Here is an 18,053-nt window from a genome sequence, read left to right as displayed (position 1 = left end):
CCCAGCAAGAAGTCCGCGGACTATTTCAACGAGGGCGTGGGCACCACCACGGCCATCAACATCCCCTTCCCCAGGCCATACCCAAGAAGGCTTCCATCGACCCGGATTTCTGCATCCGCTTCACCAAGGGCAAGTGCGGGGTCTGCGCCAAGGTGTGTCCCACCGAGGCCATCCGCTACGAGCAGGAGGACGAGCTGGTCACGGAGGAGGTGGGCGCGGTCATCGCGGCCACGGGCTTCGACCTCTTCGACACCTCCAAGTACGCCCAGTACGGCGGCGGCCGCTACCCGGACGTGATCACCTCGCTGCAGTACGAGCGGCTGCTGTCGGCCTCCGGCCCACGGGCGGGCACGTCAAGCGCCCCTCGGACGGCAAGGGAGCCCGAGACGGTGGTCTTCGTGCAGTGCGTGGGCTCGCGGGACAAGTCGGTGGACCGTCCCTATTGCTCGGGCTTCTGCTGCATGTACACGGCCAAGCAGGCCATCCTGACCAAGGACCACCTGCCCGGCTCGCAGTCCTACGTCTTCTACATGGACATCCGCGCGCCGGGGAAGCTGTACGACGAGTTCACCCGCCGGGCCATGGAGGAGTACGACACCCGCTACATCCGCGGCCGCGTGGCCATGATCTACCCCAAGGGCGACAAGTACGTGGTGCGCGGGCGGACACCCTGGCCGGAACGCAGGTGGAGATCGAGGCGGACCTGGTGGTGCTGGCCGCCGGGGCCGAGTCGGCCAAGGGCTCGCCGCGGATGGCCGAGAAGCTGCGCATCTCCTACGACAAGTACGGCTTCTTCATGGAGAGCCACCCCAAGCTGCGGCCGGTGGAGACCAACACCGCGGGCGTGTTCCTGGCCGGTGCCTGCCAGGGCCCCAAGGACATTCCCTCCTCGGTGAGCCAGGGCAGCGCGGCCGCCAGCAAGGTGCTGGAGATGTTCTCCAAGGACATGCTGGAAAGCGACCCGCAGGTGGCCGCGGTGGACATCAAGCGGTGCATCGGTTGCGGCAAGTGCGTCCAGACCTGCCCCTTCGGGGCCATCGAGGAGACGGACTTCCGGGCCAGCCCAAGGCCGGGTCATCGAGACGGTCTGCCAGGGGTGCGGGCTGTGCACCGCCACCTGCCCGCAGGGGGCCATCCAGCTGCAACACTTCACTGACAACCAGATCCTCGCGGAGGTCAACGCCCTATGCCGGCAGCCACTGGTGACGAGCTTCGAATAGTCGGCTTTCTGTGCAACTGGTGCTCCTACGGGGGCGCGGACACCGCCGGGGTGGGCCGCTTCCAGCAGCCCACGGACCTGCGCATCATCCGCGTGCCCTGCTCGGGCCGCATCGACCCGCTGTTCATCCTCCGCGCCCTGTTCCACGGGGCGGACGGGGTGCTGGTCTCGGGCTGCCACCCGCGCGACTGCCACTACTCCGAGGGCAACCTCTACGCCAGGCGCAGGCTGGAGGTGCTGAAGCGCTTCCTGCCCATCCTGGGCATGGACGAGCGGCGGTTCGAGTACACCTGGGTCTCGGCCTCGGAAGGCAAGAAATGGCAGACGGTGGTGCACAAGTTCACCGAGGCCATCCACGAACTCGGCCCCGCGCCCGCCCTGAGCGAAGCGCAGGTGGCCCGGGCGCAAGCCGTGGCGGCGGACGCCGCCTGACCCGGAGGAAGCATGTCCCTTCTGGATGAGATGAAAGGCCGCATCAAAGAGCGGCTGCCCGAGCTGGACGTGGTCATCGGCTGGCAGCGGGGATTCGATCCCCTGCACGCCACGCCGCTGTTCATGCGCGGCGAGGAGGACGTGGACCGGCTGGTGCTGGATCCGCTGTGCGTGCACAACCTGGCCACCTACCTCACCGGCCTGCGGGACAAGAAGGTGGGCGTGGTGGTCAAGGGCTGCGACAGCCGCTCGGTCATCGAGCTCTTGCAGGAAAAGCTTCTGGACCGCGAAAACATCACGGTATTCGGCTTTCCCTGCGAGGGGGTGGTCAGCCTGAAGAAGATCGCCCGCGAGGTCGACCTGGACCTGGTGGAGGACGCCCGGGTCGAGGGCGACACCGTAAAAGTGACCGTGGACGGCGGGGAGAAATCGTTCCCCCTGGCCGAGGTGGCCGCGGACAAGTGCGGCCGCTGCCGCTACCACAACGCCCTGCTCTCGGACGAGTTCGTGGGCGAGCCGGTGACCGAGCCGGAGGCGGACGAGTACGCCGACGTGGCCGAGTTCGAGTCCAGGCCGCTGGAAGAGCGGGCCGGGCACTGGCGTGAGGCCATGCAGCGCTGCATCCGCTGCTACGCCTGCCGCAACGCCTGCCCCCTGTGCGTCTGCCGCGACCACTGCGTGGCCCACTGCCGCGACCCGCACTGGATCACCGAGCAGGACACGGTGGACGAGAAGTGGTTCTTCCAGGTCATCCACGCCATGCACCTGGCCGGGCGCTGCACCGAGTGCGGCGAGTGCGAGCGGGCCTGCCCCGTGGGCATTCCCCTCCTGCTGCTCAAGCGCAAGCTGAACAAGGAAGTCGAGGAGCTGTTCGACTACCGCGCTGGCACCAAGGTGGAGGCCACGCCGCCGCTGATGGCCTTCCAGGTGGAAGAGGAAAACATCAACGAGAGGGGGTGGTGATGGAAGCCAAGTTCATCCCCGGCGACAAGGTCCCGGCCTGGCTGGCGGAGCTGGCCAAAGAGCGCCGGACCGCCGTCCCCCGCCGCGAAGGCGGGGCCGTGGTCTTTCGGCCCTTCGACCCGGACCAGCCGGTTCCCCTGGGCCGCCAGGCCACCACGCCGCCCAAGGGCTCGGTCTTTCCCCAGTGCGAGCCGCTGATGGTCTTTCGCTACGAGAAGGACCCGGCCAGCCCGGACACAAGCCAGGTGCGGGTCAAGGAGACCATCGACGAGACGCCGAGGCTGGTGGTGGGCGGCCGCCCTTGCGACGCGCGCGGCTTCGCCACCTTCGACCGGGTGTACGACGCCGAGGACGTCAAGGACCTCAACTACCTGGCGCGGCGCGAGCACACCGCCTTCATCACCATGGCCTGCCCCAGGCCCTCCTCCACCTGCTTCTGCCACTGGGTGGGCTCCGGCCCGGCGGACACCGAGTGTTCCGACGTGCTCATGACCCCGGTGGAGGGCGGCTACGTGCTGGAGCCGGTGACCGAGACCGGCGGGGAGCTGCTGCAAAGCTCCTTGCTGGAGGACGCCGGGAAGCGGCTGGACGAGGCGCACGCCGTGCACAAGCGGGCGGCCGAGGGCCTGGGCGAGGCCCCGGATCTTTCGGAGACGCCCGGCAAGCTGCTGGAGCTGTTCGACGACATGGGCTTCTGGGAGGAGGTCTCGGCCAAATGCATCAGCTGCGGGGCCTGCACCTACCTCTGCCCCACCTGCTACTGCTTCAACATCACCGACGAGGCGTGCGGGGCGGAAGGGGCCAGGCTGCGCACCTGGGACAACTGCATGTCCTACCAGTTCACCATGGAGGCCAGCGGCCACAACCCCCGCCCCACCAAGGCCCACAGGCTGAAGAACCGCGTGGGGCACAAGTTCAGCTACTATCCCACCATCCACGGCGGGGCCATCGCCTGCTGCGGCTGCGGCCGCTGCATAAAGCACTGCCCCGTGTCCGTGGACATCCGCGAAATCGTTCTCAAAGCCACGGCCGCCGAGTCGGCCGAGCAGGAGTAGCCCGTGCTCAAGGAACGCGAAATGCAGCCGCTCAACCCCTACCTGCCGGACGTGGCCACCATCACCGAGATCATCGACGAGACCCCGGCCATCAAGACCTTCCGCGTGGTGCTGGGCGAGAAGCGCATGAAGGAGTTCTCCTTCAAGCCCGGCCAGGTGGGGCAGCTGTCCGTGTTCGGCACGGGCGAGTCCACCTTCGTCATCAACTCCCCGCCCTCCCGCATGGACTACCTGCAGTTCAGCGTCATGCGCGCCGGGGAGGTGACCTCCAAGCTGCACTCCATGTCACCGGGCGACCAGATCGGCGTGCGCGCCCCCCTGGGCAACTGGTTCCCCTACGAGGATCTCAAGGGCAAGAACATCGTCTTCGTAGGCGGCGGCATCGGCATGGCGCCGCTGCGCACCCTGCTGCTCTACATGCTGGACAACCGGGGCGACTACGGCGACATCTCTCTGCTCTACGGCGCGCGCACCCCGCAGGACATGGCCTTCCAGTACGAGTTGCCGGACTGGCTGGGCCGCGACGACCTGAAAACCCAGCTCACCGTGGACGTGGAGTCCGAGGGCTGGGAACACTCCGTGGGCCTGATCCCCAACGTGCTCCTGGAGATGGAGCCCTCGCCGGAGAACACCGTGGCCGTCACCTGCGGCCCCCCCATCATGATCAAATTCACCATCCAAGCCTTGCATAAACTCGGCTTTCAAGACAATCAGATCATAACAACCCTGGAAAAACGCATGAAATGCGGCGTGGGCATCTGCGGCCGGTGCAACATCGGCACCAAATACGTCTGCAAGGACGGACCCGTCTTCACCTACGAAGAACTCAAGCAGCTGCCCAACGAACTGTAGCAAAGCCGCTGGATACGATGGCAGAGCCCTCCTTCGCCAGCCCGTCACGAAAAGGGGCCGTCCCAGACTGGGACGGCCCCTTTTTCGCTTTTAAATGGCACGCTTAGGCGAGATGGATACAAATCCTAACTAAACCACCCCACCAGGGCGGCCTCTGTTTTTCAGCTCGTGGAGCCGACGGGATTCGCACCAACGGCCTTTAGGCCTTTAGCCGTTAGAAGAGCGGCCTCCGGAGGATTCGGAGAGCCCTACGGATAAAGAAAGCCGGACGGAAAAATGACTGGGCGCACAACGTAAAAGGGCCACCCCATAATGGGGTGGCCCTGATACTTTCGGTGGCGGAGCCGACGGGACTCGAACCCGCGGCCTCCGGCGTGACAGGCCGGCGTTATAACCAGCTTAACTACGGCTCCGCTTCTTGCCGATGGTGGGCGGAACAGGGCTCGAACCTGTGGCTTTCGGCTTGTAAGGCCGACGCTCTCCCAGCTGAGCTATCCGCCCTGCCCAATCGGGAAGTCGCCTTATATGTGCTGGAGCGGTGCTTGTCAACGTGATTTTCCGGGAGAAATGAAATTTTTTCGAGATGCCATTTCGAACCCGTCCGGCCGCGGTGTTTCACCCCCTTGCGAGAATATCCTCCATGTTCTCCAGATACTCCGTGATGCGGTCAAAGGTGACATCGTTTCGCAAATTTCGTCCGCCCCCGGTGTATTCAAAATAGGCCATATGGCACCAGCTCAAAGCGCGCAGGAGAATCGTCCGCTCCATGACGTCGCACTTGGCCAGGGCGGTTTCCAAATCCTCATCCACCTCGGCCTCATGGAGATACGCGGCCACGAAGTCCCTCCGCCATTCAGACGAAAAGACGAAGTCCGTCTTCCAGCGTGTGGTGGTGGGCACCAGAAAATGGCCGAGATCCTGATAACGGCTTGAGGTCACAGCCTTTTCCCAGTCCACCAGCCAAGCCCGCTCTGCATGCACGATGAAATTATGGGAATTGACCTCGGTGTTGACCGGCACCAGCGGCTCGGACGCGAACAGATCAGCCGTTTCCTCCGCCAGGCGGGACACCTCGTCGTGATAGGCCAGCAGCCGGTCCCTCTCCCGTTGCAGGGGATGGTCCGGAAAACGGCGCAGCAGTCCGTGACACTCATTCGCGATGTCGCGAACCGGGTCGGCCTGAACGAGCATCCCTTCTCCCGGCTGGCACGCGTGGACACGCGCGAACACCCGTGCCGCCTTGCGCCAGTCGCGCCGGTAGTCCAGCGGCTCGCCCGGCAGATACTCCATGAGCAACGTCCCGCCGTCGAGCTGCCTCGGCTCCCGGTCCAGAAAGAACGGCCTCGGCGTGACCCCCGAGTCCTCAAGGGCGCGCAGCACGCCGTATTCGTATTCGATCTGCTCTCCGCCCCGCAGACCGATCTGGCTGCCATGATTGATGCGCAGCACATAGTCCCGGTCATCTGTCCGGACGAGCCAGTTCTCGTTGTACTCGCCCGCGGCCAGAAACGTGACGGCTTCCGGGGATGGAACATCCACCCAGGCATTTTCCACCAAAAAAGCCTGGATGCGCTCCACCTTGCCGACGTGGTCGCTCACTTCAGCCATCCAGCAGGTCCAGTCCCTTGAGCAGGCCGAAACAGCCCGCCAGCATCATGTCGCCACCGGGATGCAGGAAGGGGGAGTATCCGGCCAGCATGTCCCGACGGGGGCCCAGCAGGTAGGTTGCCTTGAAATCTGCCCCAGCGGGAAAGTCCAGTGTGAGGCAGCCATGGCCGCCGGAGTCGAAGACGTCCTGGTTGGTCAACTCGCCCCGTCGGAAGCGATCAAGATCATCCCGCAGGTCCTTGGGGTCGCGCATGCCCGTGTGGTGCTCGAACACGCCGTAAACTGAGCGCCCATGCACCAAAAAGGCGATGGTGTGGCTGTTGCCCGCGTTGACTATTGTCACGCCCTTGCCTTCCGCCTGAATCCGTACATCTTCATCGTACAACGCTCCCAGCACGGCTGCGGCTCCGGAGTCCGCGGTCACGCCGCCGCCAATGGATTCGGACAGGGCGAGGAGGCGGGTCATCTCCTTGGGTGGCGAGCGGTAGACAAGCCCGGCCAAGTCGCCACAGTCGCGGGTCAGTAGCTTCCGCCACAGTTCGAAGCGCCCCAGCCTGTTGGATGAGCCCGGGTGGAAGCCGTGGTCCTGGGCGCAGGCCGCCACATGGGCGGGAACCTCAAGCCCCGCCGTGCCAAGGAAGGCACGCCAGAAGCCCGGGTCGTAGTCCGCGAGATGAACGGGGCGGCAACCGGACGGGCGCTCCTCGGCGATCTCCACGCCATGAGAACGCACCGTGTCCAGTGAGTCGCCCAGGGCCAGGGCGGCTTCCGGGTGGGCGGCCACCCTGCCCCCCTTGTCCAGCAGGGCCTTCATGGCGCGGAAGAAGCCCCCGCCCATGTTGCGGCCGTGCAGGTACACGCCCTCCCCGGCCTCGCCCGCCTCCATGATCCGCCGCGCCACGCCCTTGGCAGGCGAGGGCAACACGAACTTGGGGCAGTTGAACTGTTCCTCGCCGGGCAGGTGCAGCAACACGTCCTGCGTGCCGCTGCCGATATCCAAAAGTAGAATGGGAGCTTCCCTCATCAATACACCTTTACCCCTTCGGCCACGGGCCGTTCCGGTTCAAGCAGCACCACGCCGCCCTCTTCGCCGGGCACTCCCAGCACGAGCACCTCGCTGACAAATCCGCCAATGAGGCGCGGCGGCAGGTTGGTCACGGCCACCACCTGGCGGCCGAGCAGGTCATCCGGCGAATAGAAATCGGTTAGTTGGGCGCTGGATCGCTTTTCTCCCAGGCCCTCCCCGAAATCCACAACCAGTTTGTAGGCTGGCTTCCGCGCCTCCGGGAAAGGCTCGACGGACACAACCCGCCCCACTCGCAGTTCGGCCTGAAAAAACGCGTCGGATTGCATGACGTCTCTCCCGATGAAACTCTGGTGCGTAATATACCGCCCACAAGGTGACAAGCGCCCGGCTTTGCGGCAGGAAAGAAATCATGTGGACCCTGCTGACCATCCTGGCCATTCTGGCCGCCCTGCTGATCGCGGAAGCCCTGTTCGTCTCCACTGTGACCCACGCCCTGCTCTGGTACGAGATTTCCGGCACGGAGCATGCCCGCAAATTGCGCTCCCGGGGCTGTCTCCCCCTGCTCTTCGCCACCGGCCTGTTGCGAGCCATGGGCACCCAGTTCCTGGTGGTGCTCACCTACCACGCCCACCGCCTTCCCTGGTTCGGCCGGGAGCGGCCGGATGCGCGCGGACCGGTGCTCATTTGCATCCACGGCCTGTACCACTCCCCTTCGGCCTGGGTGTTCCACGGACCGCGTTTCGAGCGGGCGGGGTTCACGGACCAAGTCCGCATCGGATACCGTTGCTGGTTCGCCCCCATGAACAAGGCGGTGGAAGAAGTGAAGCGCAAGGTGCGGCGCGCCCTGGACGAGCGCCCCGGACGCGACGCCCTGCTTGTGGGACACAGCCTGGGCGGGCTGATGGTCCGGGCTTGTCTGGCCGAGCCGGACATCGCCCAGCGTACCCGGGCGGCCGTTTCCCTGGGCACCCCGCACAGGGGCAGCCGCCTGACCGCCTTCGGCTGGGGACCCATCACGGACACCATCCGGCTGGATTCCCCTGAAATCGAGCGCTTCTGCCCTTCCCGGCCCGCGGTGAAGGTGCCCAGACTGGCACTGGCAACGCCCATGGACAACTTCGTGCTACCGCCGAGGGCACTCCTGCCCCCCGAGGGGTGGGAGTGGGCCGAAACCGGGCCCATCAACCATATCGCCATGCTGCACGATCGCCGCACCGTAGAGATGGTGACTGATTTCCTGCGCCGGACAATCAGTCGATAAGGCCGTGCAGCGGACCGCCTGGCGCGGCCATGGCGTCCACCTTCCGCTCAATCTCCGGGTCCGGCTCCAGCGGAGGGGCATGATAGGTCTTGAGGCGGGCGTCGATGACCAGCGGCCCTCGGCATCCCCAATGCTTACAGTGAGTGAACGATCCCCCTCCGTACATGTCCGTGGCCGGGTCGGAGCGGGTGAACGTCACCCACAGAAAATTGTCCCAGTTGGCCGAGGTGAATTCGGCGTCGTCAGCCACCACGAAGAGTGGCAGTTCCTCCAGCCCGCCCTGCTCCCCAAGGGCCTTGGCCAAACGCTGCATGCGCTGGTCGTGCCGGTCGCATCCCGCGCCGTGAGGAGGCCCCTGCATCACCACCACGCCCGAAGTGAACACCCGCGCCCCACCGAAGGGCTCGGGCAGACCGAAGCCGTCCGGAAGACGGCCGGCAAGGTCGCGCCTGGGATTCCCGGCCGCCGCCCAAACCAGCTTGGATCCCTGGTTGAGACTGATGCCTGAGTAGTCCAGCGTGTCCATGGTGGTGCGGGTGATAAAGTGCAGGTCACGGGAGAAATCCGTCCGCTGGAGCATGTGGGCCAAAAAGCGCGGCACATCGTGGGCGTTGACCAAACCGCTGTCCTCCCTGGCGGCGATAAGCACGTATTTGGACAGCGATGTCTGGGTGGTGCCCAACAGGGACATGGCGCAGGTCAGCAGTTCCTGGGGAATGCGCTCCTCGGCGTAGGGGACGTAGCGTTCGCTGCCAACAGCCAGAAGCAGGGGATGCACCCCGGCCGCGTCCACGGCGTGCACCTCATGCACCCCTGAAAAGACCGTGGGCACCAAGTCGGCGGTCAACTCGTGGATGAACTCGCCGAAAACCGTGTCCTCCTGCGGCGGACGGCCCACTGTGGTGAATGGCCAGACCGCGTCGGGCCTGCAATGCACTTTCTCCACGGTCATGACCGGGAAGTCGTGGGCCAGGCTGTAATACCCCAGATGATCGCCGAATGGGCCTTCCGGTTTGGCGTTTCCCGGTTCCACATAGCCCTGGATGCAGAAGTCAGCCTCTGCGGGCATGGGCAGGTCCGCGCCGTCCGGCTTGACCATGGCCGGCCGCCGCCCGCCCAGAACGCCGGCGAAAAGAAGCTCGGGAATACCCTCCGGCAGCGGCATGACAGCGGCCAGGGTCATGGCCGGAGGGCCGCCGATGAAGACGTTTACGGGCAGCCGATCGCCGCGACGCAGCGCCTCGGCGTGGTGAGGGCCGATACCCCGGTGAATCTGGTAGTGCAGCCCTGCCTCCCGGTCCGGCTGGAACGGTTCGCCGGTGAGCTGCACCCGGTACATGCCCAGGTTGGAGCCGGAGAATCCCGGCGCAGCCGGGTTCTCCGTATACACCTGAGGCAGGGTGACGTATCCCCCGCCGTCCTTGGGCCAGGAGATCAGGCGAGGAAGCTGGGAAAGACGTGTTGAGCCGCGCAGAATGGGGCCGTCCGCCACCGTCTTGGGCATGGTGTGCAGCAACGAGCGCGGCAGGGGCAGACAGCTCCAGGGGCGCTTGAGGGAGGCCGCCAGCTGCGCCATGGGGTCGGCCTTGAAGCGCAGCAGCGTCTCCACCGTGCGCAGAGTGTCGCGAAAGAGGTAACGGATGCGCTCGCGGGTGCCGAAAAGGTTGGCCACCATCGGAAAGGGAGTGCCCTCCACCCGTTCGAATAGCAGGGCGGGCGATCCCTTGCGGAAGGCGCGGCGCTGGATGACGCCCGCCTCCAGAACCGGATTCACGGGTGTTTCGACGCGGACCAGGTCTCCCCTGGCTTCCAGATCACGCAAGCATTGGCGAAGGTTGGCGTACCCCATCCAGAGCCGATAGCAGGGGCCCGGGAGGCGGTCAATCGGTGCCGGCGGCCTCACTCGGAGCCATCTCCGGCTCGCCGGGCAGCCGAACCGTGACCGTGGTCCCCCGTCCCAGTTCGCTTTCCACCTCGATTGAGCCGCCGTGGCCGTCGACTATGTGCTTGACGATGCTCATGCCCAGGCCGCTGCCCAGCACGTTTCCGGTGGAAGCGCGGCCACGATAAAAACGCTCGAAAATGCGGCGCTTCTCCTCCTCGGTCATGCCGCCCCCCTCGTCAGCCACTGAAAATATCCGCCATCCGCCGTCACAGCGGACGTCGAGACGCACGTTGCTGCCGTCCGGAGAATATTTGACCGCGTTGCTCAAGAGGTTTTCCAGAATCTGATCCACACGGTTTTCGTCGAAAAAAGCCATGCAGCGTTCATCAGGTATGGAAGCCTGGAATCGGTATTCCGGCTTCTGGGCGCGATACGTGGCCATCTTCCGCTCCACCACATTACGCAGGTCCCGTTTGGCGAGCCGCATGGACAGGCCCTTGCCCGACTCCACCCTGGAGACGTCCAGCAGGTCGGTGATGATCTTGGAGAGGACGACCGAACTGTCGTTGATGAGGCGGAGAAACTCCTCTTGCTGCTGCGGGCTGAAGTCCTTGCGCATGAGCAGCAGTTCGGAAAATCCCTGGATGTTGGTCATGGGAGTCCGCAACTCATGGGCGGCCGTGGAAATGAACTCCGTCTTCATGGTGTCCAGCTCCCGCTCCCGGGTCATGTCATGGAGGATTACCACAGAACCGCGCATGATATCCCCTTCCACCAGCGGTGAAGCCACAGACCGGATGTGCCTTTTCGCACCCTCGCCGTTGCCAGGTAGGCCCAACTCCCCCGTGGCCGGGAGGCCGCTTGCCGTCTTGTCCATGATGGCCTCGAACCGAGCCCGGTTGCCGCCGTCGCCGAAGAGATCCACAGCCGGAGCGCCAACCGCCTCCTCCATAGGCCTCTCCAGCATCCCGCAGGCCTGGGAGTTGATGCTCTCCACGCGCCCCATCTCGTCCAGCACCAACAATCCGTCGCCCATGGAGCGCAAAATGAGATCCAGCCTGTCCCTGGTCAGTTCGGCCTGAAACAGCGCCTTGCCGAGTTCCTTTGTCCGCTCATCAACCGCTTGCTCCAGTTCACGCTGGTGATCCTGGAGTTTGCGCTGGTTGAGGATGCGCTCGGTCACGTCCCGCTCGATACCGTAGTAGTGCACCCTTCCCTGCAGCCGCACAGGCACAAGGCTGTATTCAACGTGGTTTTCCCTGCCGTCCGGCCGTTGCCAGGAGTACGTGCCTGTCAGCGGTCCTGTGCCCGAGCCGCCTCGCGGTTCGTCCCCGCCGGTCATCTGCAGCAGCCGGATGTCCTCCACCCTGAGCAGATCCTCCTTGCTTCGGCCGGAAAGGTCCACGAAGGTCTGGTTGCAGTCCACCAGCTTGAAGCCGTGCCTGCCGCTTTTGCGCTGATAGATGGCGATGCCGTCCTGAGAGTGCTCGAAGAGGGTGCGGTACCGCCGCTCGGACTCCACGAGCTTCTCTTCCGCCTGGCGGCGTTCCGTCACGTCGCGCAAGTGCTCCACCACGCGGTCCACGTTGCCCTGGCGGTCGAGAATGGGGGAAACAGAGACCTCCATGACCCTGTCCCCCATTTCCATCTCGATGCCGCTGACCGCCTCTCCGGTGCGGAACACCATCTCCACCGGGCAGTCATCGCAAGGCGCGGACTCGCCGAAAAAACACGCGTAGCAAAACATTTCAGGATCATCGCGCCAGAGGGGATACCGGTCTTCAAGCGACTTCCAGTTGCTGAAGACAATGCGGTGCTCCCTGTCCATGACCACAAGCAGGTCTTGCAGGGCGTGGAAGGTTCCCTCCACCAGCGCCTTGGCTGATCTCACTTCCTCCTGCGCTTCCCGTTCCCGCCGCTCCCGCTCGGCCAGCTCCAAGACGTGGCGCAGGGACGACGAGGCGGTGCGCCTGGAGAGATCACGCTTGGTCAGGTAGTCCCTGGCCCCGGCTTTCAGGGCGCTGGCGGCCACTTCCTCGTCACCCTGGCCGGTGAGCAGGATGAGCGGCACGTCGATTTCCTCGTCCGCCGCCTTCTGGATGAGGTCAAGGCCTGTGGCGCCGCCCAGCAGATAGTCCAGAAAGCAGACGTCGAATCCTCCGCCGCGCAACTGATCAAGCGCCTTTTCCGGCTCCCGGCAGGTGGTGCAGCGTATGAGCGTTCCAGACGGATCCCCCTGCAAATACCGCTGCAGCAGAAAGGCGTCCTCCGGGTCGTCGTCCACGATGAGCACCCTGATCTCGCCGCTCATCGCGCTTCCTCCGGCAACTCCACGATGTCCAGCCAGTAGGCCCCCAGCACCCGCATCTTGGTCACGAACTCACTGAATTCCACAGGTTTTCGGATGAAGGAGTTAACCCCCAGACGGTAACTTTGCAGGATGTCCTCGTCCGACTTGGATGTCGTGAGGACAATGACCGGCAGCTTGCACAATTCCGGGTCGGATTTAATCTCCTCGAGCGCCTCGCGTCCGTCCATGCGCGGCATGTTCAGATCCAAAAGCACCACCCCCGGGTAGGGATGGACGGTGCGGTCGACGAACCCGTCCTCTCCCCGCAGATAAGCCAGCAATTCCTCCCCGTCCCGCACGTGATGCAGCGGGTTGATGAGTCCGGCGCGGCTGAAGGACGTCCTGACGAGGAGGACGTCTTCGTCGTCGTCATCCGCGATGAGAATGTTGATCGATCGCCTGTTCATGAGGCCTCCGCCTTGTTGTTCACCGGGAGGTCGATTCGGAATCTGGCCCCCTCGCCGGGTTTGCCGTGGGCTGTCAGCCTGCCGCCGTGCCGGGTGACTATCTTGCGGCTGATGGCCAGGCCGATGCCGCTGCCGTCCTGGTCGGACCGTCCAACCAGGCGACTGAACGGCTTGAAAATCGAATCGGCGTGCTTTTCCTCGAACCCCGTGCCGTTGTCCGAGACCACCAGGCTCACTGTTTCTTCGCTTTCCTCGGCCCGGATATCGATCTCCGGCCGACGCTCCGGGTGGCGATACTTCAAGGAGTTGGAAACGAGGTTCTCCAAGAGACGCCGCATCTGGTCCCGGTCTCCGGTTATCTCGGGAAGCCCTTCCACCTTGATGCTGGCCTCCGTTTCCCGGATGCGCACCTCAAGGGAGTCCAAGGCGTCATGCACCACTTCCCCCAGATCCAACCTCTCGAACTCCCTTCCCCTGGTTGTAACCCGGGACAACTCCAGCAGGCCGTCCACCAGGTCGCTCATGCGCATGGCCGCCCGGCAGACGGCATCCAGGTAGGTTTTGGCGTCGTCTCCGAGCTCCGTACCCGCCTCCTCCAAAAGCAGGCCGCTGTAGGAGGATATCTTGCGCAGCGGCTCCTGCAGGTCATGCGAGGCGATGAAGGCGAAGTCCTCCAACTCCTTGTTGGAGCGCTGCAACTCCGCGACCTTTCCTCGCAGTTGCGATATGAGCTTGTTGCGTTCAGTCAGATCCCTCACAATGGCCGACAGGCCAAGCGTTCCCCCTGTGTTGATGTCCCGCATGAGTCCAAGCGTGACCATCACGTCCACCTCGCGACCGTCCCTGCGGCGACGTTTGGTCTCGTAGCGCATGGATCGGCCGTTGCGCAGGACCCCCCGCAACCTTTCCCGCGCTCTGTCAGCCTCCTCCGGCGGCAGGACAAATCCTATCTCCCGGCCCACCGCATCTTCGGAGGTCCAGCCGTACAGCCGCTCCGCCCCAGCGTTCCAACTGAGCACCCTGCCTCTCGTGTCCGTGCCCACAATGGCGTCCTCTGCGGAGTCCACGATGGCCGCGAGGAGCGCGGCCCTCCGCTCCACCTTTCTGCGCTGGCGCAGGTCGCGCACCACGGCAATCTCCAGGTCGCGCCCACCGATGTGCGCGACCTTGGCGTTCACTTCCACCGGGAACACGTCGCCCAGCTTGTCCACATGCAGGCTTTCAAAGGAAAAATCGCCCCTGTCGTAAATGCGTTCCCGGGTCTGTCGCACCCACTCCAAACGCTCCGGCACGTTGAGGTCCGAGGCCCGCATGGCCAGCATCTCCGCCCGAGTGTAGCCATACTTGCCCACAGCGGCCTGGTTGACATCCACCACACGGCCCTGTTCTTCCACCACGAAAATGGCGTCCGGCACGCTCTCCAGGAGGGCCCTGGACCTGGCGACCTCCCCCTCGACCTTGCGCCGCATGGCCAGCCAATGCAGCCACATGCCGAGAGAAAGCGCGAAGAAAACCGTGGCGATCGCCAGGAGCCAGGGCAAGACAGCGCCGTAGTCTGCGAAAAGAAGCGCCCGGCTTAGCGCGCCACCTTCCGCCCGCGCCCATTCCGGCCAGGCCGAAAAACCGGCCGCGGCCAAGAACACGCTCGAACGCCGGAATAAACGCGGCCTGCGGCCATGTTCGGTATTCACGGGACGCGCCCTGGCTTTCAAGCCTCAAATGTTGCAGTTGCGGCAGACAAGTGTGCAGTTCTCGTCGCCCGAGGCGCAGGCATGCAGGATGAACTCCCGGCGGAGCTTGTCTATGGTGAACGGCTTGATGACCGCCGAGACCACGTTGGGATAGCCAAGAAGCCGTTTGAGCACGGTGGTGTCGTCGTTGCCCGTCAGCAACATGACCTTGATGTGGCTGTAGCCCCTTTCCCGGATGTGTTCCAGGATGGGCAGGCAATGGCCATCGTCCAACGTGTAGTCGAGAATGATGAAACTGATGCCGTAACCGGACGTTTCCTGCTCCTCGATGGAGCGTATGGCTCCCTTGACGCTGGTCACGTCGATGGTCTTGAAGAAACCGGACATGGCGTCCTTGAGCGAGGTTTTCACGAGCTTTCTAGTGGCCGGCTGGTCATCCACCAACAGCAGCACCGGCTTGATGATCTCCCCGTTGTTGATGAGCTGCAGCACGTCATCCATTGGATTCAACCTCTTCTTCTCCCGGCAGGGGCAGAACCACCACGCAGCAAAGTCCGCCTCCCGATCTGTTTCGCAGGGCCACTTCCCCGTCGTGCAGTTGGCAGATCTGCTTCACCAAGGTCAGCCCCAAGCCGAGACCCTGGCAGGCCCGGGTGAGGAACTCCTGCTCCTGACAGAATCCCTGGAACACCCAGTCCATGTCCTCCTCGGCGATGCCGGGGCCGTTGTCCGACACGCCCACACGCACTGAGTCGCCGTCCCGCTGGGTCTCCACACGAATGATCCCTCCCGCGTGGACCACTGCGTTGTGCAGCAGGTGCCGGAACAGATCGGTCAGCAGTTCGGGGTTGCCCCGCACTTTCGGCTCGGGGCCGACGAGCCGCAGTTGCAGAGACGCCTTGCGGCGCGACGCTTCCTCCTTGACCTGGTCGCGGGCAGCCTTGACGGCGCTGAAGACAGAGACTTGATCACTGCGAGTCTCTATCCTGCCGCCGTGCAGATCGGCGAAACGCAGCAGGCTCTCCACGGTCTCCTGCATCTGCTTGGCTTGCCGGCGGATGTAGCCTGAGTACTCCTTGACCTCCTCCACCGGGACGTCATCATCCCGCAGCAACTCGGAGAAGCCGAGAATACCGTTGAGAGGCGTCTTCAGCTCGTGGGAAAGCAGGGCCACAAACTCGTTCTTCATGGATTCCGCGCGGCGCCGCGCCGTCATGTCCGTAAAGACCACCACGCAGCCTTGTTCATCGAAGCGTCGGGCGCGGGCGGAATAGACCCGTTTGCCGTATTCCAGTTCCGTGTCCGCCTTGCCCGTCGAGGCCAGTTCCTCGAGCAGCCGGAGGCTCCGCTGCCCCTCGGGAAGCGCCTTGGAGAGCCCCTCACCGGCAAGCGGACAGCCCGCCATGCGTTCCACCACCGGGTTGGCCCAGACAATGCGCATGGAGGCGTCCGTCACCACTACCGCCTCGCCCATGGCCCCAATTATGGCCGTCAATTCCGCGTTGCGCCGTTCGAGTTCCCGACGGCGCTCCCGTTCCATGCCGCAGACCCGCGCGAAATCCTGGGCGTAGGCCAGGACCTGCTCGCTGCCCAGCGCAGAATCCACTCCTATGCCGCTTGAATCGCCATGCATCACGACTCGGCCTCGCGGAATATGGTCTCCACCCGCTGCAACAACTCCAGTGGACTGAAAGGCTTGATCATGTAGTAGTCCGCCCCCGCCTTGGCCCCTTCCTCCTTGTCCGACAGTTGCCCCCTCGCCGTCAGCATGATGATGGTGCACCCGTTGGTCTCGGGATTGCCCTTGATGAGACGCGTGGCTTCATAGCCGTCAAGCTTGCCCGGCATCATGGCGTCCATGAGAATGACCCCGGGTTGGTCGCGTCTGGCGATCTCCACCGCGCTGGCCCCGTTGTCGGCCTGAATCACCTCGCACCCGCTGCCGGAGAGCGTGGTGTCCACCAATTTGCGGACCTCCCGATGGTCATCGACGATAAGAATTCGGCGCATGCTCCCCCCTTCCATTTACCCGCGCTGCGAGATGCAGGTTTCATCGCTCTGCTCCAGCGGGCTGATGGAATAACCAAGCTCCTTTGCGATGTAGGCCAGAGTATCCGCGTCACGGGTCTGTTTGAGAATCTCCACGAACGTGTCCGCTCCAAGTTTGGCTCCCTGGTCCCAAGGGTTCAACTCGCGCATGAGCGTGGGGTAGGGTTTGCCGATCTTGGCGGCGATGGTCCGGGCCTTGCCCCGGTGCCTTTCCACAAGGTGCTGGTGAATGATGCTGGTGATGGTGTCCTTCATGCTTCCCTCCTGAAAACGTCCATCTGCCTGAGCCCCCCGGCCTTTTGAGGAGGCGTTTCTCACAGCCATTGGTGCATTATCTCGATTTTTCGGAGGAGGCATATTGGGGAGGGCCCTGATATTTTCATGGGGGAACCCGGGCGGACGGTAGGGAAAGAATGCGGCGCCCCTTGCCAAGGGGCAAGCAACCATGAAAAATAATAATGGGCATACCCCAGGCTTGAAGGTACATTCCATATGAGATATTTGAAGAGTAACCGTCATGCCTCCGATTACGCTCCTCATAGTAGACGACCATCTCATGGTGCGGGAGGGACTCAAATCCCTCTTTCAGCGTTCTCTGGAGTTCGACGTCATCGGTGAGGCGGCCAACGGCCGTGAAGCCATAGCCAAGCACAAGGAACTCAATCCGGACGTTACACTTATGGACCTGTCCATGCCGGGCATCGGGGGCGTTGAGGCCACCCGGGCCATTCGCGGGGCTTCGCCGGATGCCAAAGTGCTGGCCCTGACCGTCCACGCCGCGGACGAGTACATCACCTCCGCGCTGGACGCGGGCGCTCTGGGCTACGTACTCAAGGACCTGGATACCGAGTCCCTGCACCAGGCCGTACGCACCGTGTACCGGGGGCAGATATTCCTGGCTCCCGGCATCGCGGACACGGTGGTTTCCATGTTCCTGCAGTCCAGGTACGGCCCCGGAAACAGCGACCCAATCGAGACTCTCAGCGAGCGGGAACTGGAGGTTTTCCGACTGGCAGGGAGGGGTCTGCGTAACAAGGAATTGGCGGGACGACTGCACATCAGCGTCAAGACGGTGGAAAAGCACAAGAGCAATATCGTCAGGAAATTCAACCTGCAAAGCGTTCGGGACATCCCCAAGGCGTGGCGCTGCTACGAAAACGGTCGCTAAAGCGGCGCTTCCCCCCTGTTGGGCGCCTAAACCGCAAACGCCCCCGCTTCGCCGGTATTCCCACCGGAAGCGCCTCGGCCGGGCCA

General features: G+C 64.0%; 17 protein-coding genes, 2 tRNA genes and 1 pseudogene. 7 read left to right on the top strand and 13 right to left on the bottom strand.

Annotated elements, in window-relative coordinates; translation table 11 throughout:
* The 5 genes and pseudogenes from N911_RS17185 to N911_RS0116290 all read left to right on the top strand — a co-directional run.
* Positions 1 to 1,220: pseudogene (locus N911_RS17185) on the top strand (4Fe-4S binding protein); the annotation flags it as partial.
* The gene (locus N911_RS0116305; protein WP_029893264.1) at positions 1,187 to 1,651 is read left to right on the top strand and encodes a hydrogenase iron-sulfur subunit; all 465 of its coding nucleotides are present in this window, start codon (positions 1,187 to 1,189) and stop codon (positions 1,649 to 1,651) included. The pseudogene N911_RS17185 and the gene N911_RS0116305, both read left to right, overlap by 34 nt.
* A gap of 12 nt (positions 1,652 to 1,663) precedes the next feature.
* Positions 1,664 to 2,614 carry a 4Fe-4S dicluster domain-containing protein gene (locus tag N911_RS0116300; protein WP_029893262.1) on the top strand — a complete coding sequence of 317 codons (951 nt, stop codon included), beginning with the start codon at positions 1,664 to 1,666 and terminating at the stop codon, positions 2,612 to 2,614.
* Entirely contained in the window at positions 2,611 to 3,669 is a 1,059-nt protein-coding gene (locus tag N911_RS0116295) for a 4Fe-4S dicluster domain-containing protein (protein WP_138774450.1), read from the top strand. Before N911_RS0116300 ends, N911_RS0116295 begins: the two co-directional genes overlap by 4 nt.
* A gap of 21 nt (positions 3,670 to 3,690) precedes the next feature.
* Complete coding sequence (locus N911_RS0116290) at positions 3,691 to 4,521, top strand: FAD/NAD(P)-binding protein (RefSeq protein WP_029893258.1); 831 nt, start codon at positions 3,691 to 3,693, stop codon at positions 4,519 to 4,521.
* A 336-nt stretch (positions 4,522 to 4,857) separates the two neighbouring features.
* Here the strand turns inward: N911_RS0116290 and N911_RS0116285 are convergent.
* The 5 genes from N911_RS0116285 to N911_RS0116265 all read right to left on the bottom strand — a co-directional run bounded on the left by N911_RS0116285 (position 4,858) and on the right by N911_RS0116265 (position 7,482).
* A tRNA-Asp gene (locus tag N911_RS0116285) sits at positions 4,858 to 4,934 on the bottom strand.
* A gap of 12 nt (positions 4,935 to 4,946) precedes the next feature.
* Positions 4,947 to 5,022 (bottom strand) — tRNA-Val (locus N911_RS0116280).
* A gap of 114 nt (positions 5,023 to 5,136) precedes the next feature.
* On the bottom strand, positions 5,137 to 6,129 hold the full coding sequence (locus N911_RS0116275; protein ID WP_029899016.1) for an aminoglycoside phosphotransferase family protein: 993 nt from the start codon (positions 6,127 to 6,129) through the stop codon (positions 5,137 to 5,139).
* Positions 6,122 to 7,153, bottom strand: a complete 1,032-nt coding sequence (locus N911_RS0116270; RefSeq protein ID WP_029899015.1) for a DUF1786 domain-containing protein — start codon at positions 7,151 to 7,153, stop codon at positions 6,122 to 6,124. The genes N911_RS0116275 and N911_RS0116270 overlap by 8 nt, the downstream gene beginning before the upstream one ends.
* Positions 7,153 to 7,482 carry a tRNA-binding protein gene (locus N911_RS0116265; protein WP_029899014.1) on the bottom strand — a complete coding sequence of 110 codons (330 nt, stop codon included), beginning with the start codon at positions 7,480 to 7,482 and terminating at the stop codon, positions 7,153 to 7,155. The genes N911_RS0116270 and N911_RS0116265 overlap by 1 nt, the downstream gene beginning before the upstream one ends.
* Positions 7,483 to 7,565: 83 nt before the next feature.
* Between N911_RS0116265 and N911_RS0116260 the strand changes: the two genes are divergently transcribed.
* A complete protein-coding gene (locus N911_RS0116260; RefSeq protein WP_029899013.1) occupies positions 7,566 to 8,417 on the top strand; it encodes an esterase/lipase family protein in 852 nt (283 codons plus the stop codon).
* Here N911_RS0116260 and N911_RS0116255 read toward each other — a convergent pair.
* The 8 genes from N911_RS0116255 to N911_RS17180 form a co-directional block, all read right to left on the bottom strand.
* On the bottom strand, positions 8,407 to 10,266 hold the full coding sequence (locus N911_RS0116255) for a UbiD family decarboxylase (protein ID WP_029899011.1): 1,860 nt from the start codon (positions 10,264 to 10,266) through the stop codon (positions 8,407 to 8,409). The genes N911_RS0116260 and N911_RS0116255 overlap by 11 nt on opposite strands.
* A gap of 31 nt (positions 10,267 to 10,297) precedes the next feature.
* Positions 10,298 to 12,613, bottom strand: coding sequence for an ATP-binding protein (locus tag N911_RS0116250; protein ID WP_029899009.1), 2,316 nt, complete (start codon positions 12,611 to 12,613; stop codon positions 10,298 to 10,300).
* On the bottom strand, positions 12,610 to 13,059 hold the full coding sequence (locus N911_RS0116245) for a response regulator (RefSeq protein WP_029899007.1): 450 nt from the start codon (positions 13,057 to 13,059) through the stop codon (positions 12,610 to 12,612). The genes N911_RS0116250 and N911_RS0116245 overlap by 4 nt, the downstream gene beginning before the upstream one ends.
* Positions 13,056 to 14,549, bottom strand: coding sequence for a sensor histidine kinase (locus tag N911_RS0116240; RefSeq protein ID WP_138774449.1), 1,494 nt, complete (start codon positions 14,547 to 14,549; stop codon positions 13,056 to 13,058). The genes N911_RS0116245 and N911_RS0116240 overlap by 4 nt, the downstream gene beginning before the upstream one ends.
* A gap of 225 nt (positions 14,550 to 14,774) precedes the next feature.
* Complete coding sequence (locus N911_RS0116235) at positions 14,775 to 15,251, bottom strand: response regulator (protein ID WP_029899002.1); 477 nt, start codon at positions 15,249 to 15,251, stop codon at positions 14,775 to 14,777.
* Positions 15,244 to 16,383, bottom strand: coding sequence for a sensor histidine kinase (locus tag N911_RS0116230; protein WP_029899000.1), 1,140 nt, complete (start codon positions 16,381 to 16,383; stop codon positions 15,244 to 15,246). Before N911_RS0116230 ends, N911_RS0116235 begins: the two co-directional genes overlap by 8 nt.
* Positions 16,383 to 16,760, bottom strand: a complete 378-nt coding sequence (locus tag N911_RS0116225; RefSeq protein WP_029898998.1) for a response regulator — start codon at positions 16,758 to 16,760, stop codon at positions 16,383 to 16,385. The genes N911_RS0116230 and N911_RS0116225 overlap by 1 nt, the downstream gene beginning before the upstream one ends.
* A 15-nt stretch (positions 16,761 to 16,775) precedes the next feature.
* A complete protein-coding gene (locus tag N911_RS17180; RefSeq protein WP_035105646.1) occupies positions 16,776 to 17,054 on the bottom strand; it encodes a phage regulatory CII family protein in 279 nt (92 codons plus the stop codon).
* 262 nt (positions 17,055 to 17,316) lie between these two features.
* Here N911_RS17180 and N911_RS0116215 point away from each other — a divergent pair, with 262 nt between their 5' ends.
* A complete protein-coding gene (locus N911_RS0116215) occupies positions 17,317 to 17,967 on the top strand; it encodes a response regulator transcription factor (RefSeq protein ID WP_029898994.1) in 651 nt (216 codons plus the stop codon).
* Positions 17,968 to 18,053 lie beyond the last annotated feature (86 nt).

Origin of the sequence: Desulfohalovibrio reitneri (assembly GCF_000711295.1) — a bacterium.
Lineage (GTDB): Bacteria > Desulfobacterota > Desulfovibrionia > Desulfovibrionales > Desulfovibrionaceae > Desulfohalovibrio > Desulfohalovibrio reitneri.
The sequence above is the reverse complement of the archived record's forward strand: the minus strand, read 5'-3'. Positions and strand labels throughout refer to the sequence as shown.